The sequence below is a fragment of the Acinetobacter sp. YH16051 genome (assembly GCF_013417135.1).
Lineage (GTDB): Bacteria > Pseudomonadota > Gammaproteobacteria > Pseudomonadales > Moraxellaceae > Acinetobacter > Acinetobacter towneri.
This window is the reverse complement of the sequence record NZ_VPEN01000056.1, coordinates 1-3,731: the sequence shown is the minus strand read 5'-3', so window position 1 is coordinate 3,731 and position 3,731 is coordinate 1. Positions and strand designations below refer to the sequence as shown.

General features: G+C 45.2%; 3 protein-coding genes and 1 pseudogene. 2 read left to right on the top strand and 2 right to left on the bottom strand.

The window, feature by feature from the left end; genetic code table 11:
• Window positions 1–74: 74 nt before the first annotated feature.
• Complete coding sequence (locus tag FTV41_RS13890; protein ID WP_031612478.1) at window positions 75–956, bottom strand: GTPase family protein; 882 nt, start codon at window positions 954–956, stop codon at window positions 75–77.
• A gap of 657 nt (window positions 957–1,613) precedes the next feature.
• On the opposite strand from FTV41_RS13890, the gene FTV41_RS13885 reads away from it, so the two are divergent.
• Window positions 1,614–2,549, top strand: a complete 936-nt coding sequence (locus tag FTV41_RS13885; protein ID WP_031612480.1) for a replication initiation protein — start codon at window positions 1,614–1,616, stop codon at window positions 2,547–2,549.
• A gap of 193 nt (window positions 2,550–2,742) precedes the next feature.
• On the opposite strand, the gene FTV41_RS13880 is transcribed toward FTV41_RS13885, so the two are convergent.
• Window positions 2,743–3,141 carry a hypothetical protein gene (locus tag FTV41_RS13880; protein ID WP_001560793.1) on the bottom strand — a complete coding sequence of 133 codons (399 nt, stop codon included), beginning with the start codon at window positions 3,139–3,141 and terminating at the stop codon, window positions 2,743–2,745.
• Window positions 3,142–3,316: 175 nt separating this feature from the next.
• On the opposite strand from FTV41_RS13880, the pseudogene FTV41_RS13875 reads away from it, so the two are divergent.
• Window positions 3,317–3,490 (top strand): annotated as a pseudogene (locus tag FTV41_RS13875) (mobilization protein); the annotation flags it as partial.
• Window positions 3,491–3,731: the final 241 nt, after the last annotated feature.

Here is a 3,731-nt window from a genome sequence, read left to right as displayed (position 1 = left end):
GATAAAACCGATCTTGGAAAAAGAAACGTTGATAACTAAGATTCAGGATAGTAATCATCCTGAATCTTAATGAATTACCAGAATTTAAGTTTTGATAGTATTTTCTTACCTGCAGCAACAACAGTTGCAGCTACTACTTCAACAACTACATCCTTTACGTTATCCCAGGCTTCACCTGTCCATTCTTTAATGGTGTCCCATACGCCCTTTTCTGCGCTTTCTGCCATTTTTTCTGTTTTTATTTCTTCTCCTGCTTCGCGATAGAGAGCATATTTTTTCTCCTTTGGGAGGATGTCTATTATTGTCTCCATTGCTTTAGAAATATTAAACTTTCTTTTGACTGATGTAGGTATAATGTATGAAGCAGGAACAGAAAAGGCAGTACTTACTTCTAGTATTTTCTCATTTACACTAGCTAACTGCTCTTTTGTCGGCTCGTTTTTCTTTTTATCCCAAAGAAGTTCACCTTCATCGTCTTCTGTTGGTTCTATTTTATCTATTTGGTTTATGAAAAATACAACAGGACATTTTTTTATATTAGGTAGCAATATATCGTTATATACCTTTTGAGAAATTGCGTAAGCCCTTTCATCAGACTTTATTACCCATACAACTAGGTCTAACTTTGCAACATTCTCTTTGTATAGATTATAATATTCTTTGTCTCTTTCCAAGGTTTCACCAACACCAGGAAAGTCTATTATCGTAAGTCCTCCCTCATTTCCATCTTCTGGCTTGATATGAATTTCTTGAATCTCTCTTGTGCAAGCAGCGACGTTACTGACTGGGGCTACATCACGACCAAATAATGCATTGCATAATGATGATTTACCTACGCCAGTTGATCCAAAAATACCGACTCGTGGCGTGTAACCTTTTATTTCCCTTATTTTCTTTTCGATTGCTTGTCTAATTTTTTCTTTGCTGTTTAGTGTCGATTTATCAATATATTCCATTTTAAGAACCTATATTGTCAAGAAATATTACTTATAAATAAACCACCTATTTTATAAGTGGTATTTTATTGTATTCGATAAATGTTATCTAGAGCTGTGTTCAGGTTGTTGTGAGACTAAACCTTTTAAGCGATTTCCTAAAAAGGTGGGGTACATGGAGCTCAGAAAACAAACTATCCCAAGACTGTTTTTTAGTCATGTTGCTTTGGAGAGAGGGTGGGATGAACTATGGCAATTATTGTGTCTGATGCTGATATCGAACTGTTTTATCCATCTATGCAAGGATATGGATGAGAAAATTTGCTGTTTTGACCCATTCGCCCTTCTGAACGGTTGAAACTGTTCGCGAATCACTTTTGTGCATAGTTATGCAGCCCCATAAAAATAATTCTGACGCATTTTTCGGGGTTGCCCTGGTGTTTCCTTGTATTTTTGCGTTTTTTGCGTCAGAAAGCGATTGAGAGCGTTTTAAGGGGTTCGTACAACAGGAGTTATGGTAAATGGATCGTTTTTGCGGGAAGGCTCGACAGGTTTTGTTGTTGGGGGTAGTGTAAGCGACTGAAAAACAAACGCCCCTGAAATTCGTGTCTATCCGCCAAGACTTTCACGAAAATACAGGGGCGATGTCGGTCGATAACCTGGAAGGAATCGTAACACATGAGCGCCGCGCTTCAATACTTCGAAGAAAATTTACCCCACCGTCCCTATCACACGGATGATCTCGCTTTTGGTCTTCGCATCTCCGGCAAAGGGCGTGCGCTTCTTGCGCGGTACATCCAGCAGAACCAGCCTCATGCGCAGTTCTGGCTGGTTTTTGACGTTGACCGTGTAGGAGCTGCGATTGACTGGAGCGACCGGAACGCTCCCGCGCCGAACATCACCGTAAAAAATCCTGTGAACGGTCATGCTCACCTGCTCTACGCACTCAATATCGCCGTGAGAACCGCGCCGGACAGCTCGGTTAAGGCGCTGAAATACGCCGCTGCGATTGAACGTTCGCTGTGTGAGAAACTTTGTGCAGATGTGAACTACAGCGGACTGATTTGCAAAAATCCGTTCCACCTGGAATGGCAGGTGATGGAGTGGCGCGAGGAGGCCTATACCCTCGATGAACTGGCTGATTATCTCGATTTGAGCGCCTCAGCGCGCCGTAGCATCGATAAACATTACGGGATGGGGCGAAACTGCCATCTGTTCGAAATGACGCGCAAATGGGCTTACAGGGCGATTCGTCAGGGCTGGCCAGCATTCTCACAGTGGCTTGATGCCGTGATTCAGCGTGTCGAAATGTACAACGCATCGCTTCCCGTTCCGCTTTCTCCGCCTGAATGTCGGGCTATTGGCAAGAGCATTGCGAAATACACGCACAGGAACTTCACGCCGGAAACTTTCGCACAGTATGTGGCTGATACGCACACCCCAGAAATACAGGCCAAGAGAGGCCGGAAAGGTGGTATCGCTAAAGGCGAAGCCTACGATGACAAGCGTTTCATGGCGCTATGTATGCTGGAGAATGGATATTCTCAGAAAGCTATTGCGGCGATGCTGAATGTACATCGTAATACGATCCGTAATTGGGCAATGCACAAATAGCCTATATCAGATAACAGCGCCTTTTCGGCGTCTTTTTGAGCTGAGGGCTTTCCGGCGGTTTTCTCCTTTCAGCCCAGCAATGGTGCTGTTTTCCGCATGATTGCGCTGGTAGTGCTCGCCGCAGTCTCATGACCGAGCGTAGCGAGCGAATGAGCGAGGAAGCACCAGGGAATCGGAACACGGATGGAGGCACTTACGCGTCTGGGTTTGGGGATGTCTCCAGATCGTACTTAAGTTCCTTAAGTGCCTGTAATATCCTGTCTTTTTTATAGCATAGCTCGCCTGTTTTTGTGTCTACCAGTCCTGCTTCGATCAGTAGCCCAGCCGCGAGAAAGAGCCGGTGATTGCGTTCTCGTCGTTGTTTTTTTCCCTCGATTCGTTTTTGGACCGCCTGTTTTCGTTCGCTCTCCTGTGCCTGTAAGTCGTTTTTTTCCGCTGTTGCCAGTACGTGGAGGAGTTTGCGTTCCTGTTCTGTGAGTCCTGCTTCGTTGTCGAGCAGGTCAATAATCTGTCTCTGTCGTGCGGTCTGTTCTCCGAGCTTCCTGATGAATCCGATCCGTTTCTTCAGCCATTCGATGTTGCTGATGCGCATGTTCGTGGTGCTCCCTGGTGTTTTTTGCGGTGTGTTGTGGTCGTGCAGTATATCGCTTGCGGTCGGTGGGTGCAGGGGGGTATCTTCCTTCTAATTCGTGAAATTAGAAGGAAGCGCACTTATATGTTTCTCTCCTTCGTCGAGAAACAGTGCGCTCCTGCGGAGGGCTGAAACCGTGGCAACCTATCACCTCAGCGTTAAATTTGGAGGCAAGGGACAGGCTGCAAACCACGCCGATTACATCGAGCGCAAAGGGGAGTATGCGAAACGGAAAGATCTGGAATACACGGAGCACGGAAACATGCCGGAATGGGCCAGGGATAATCCTTCCCATTTCTGGCAGGCGGCTGTATCAGAAAGTTGTGACACTGGAAGATAAACTGGCGGAGAAAACTGTCACGGGTAAGAGCCGGAAAAACTGACGCGCTCTGTGAGGTGTTTGAATTGTTCGCTGTTCACATCGGATAAAACCGATCTTGGAAAAAGAAACGTTGATAACTAAGATTCAGGATAGTAATCATCCTGAATCTTAATGAATTACCAGAATTTAAGTTTTGATAGTATTTTCTTACCTGCAGCAACAACAGTTG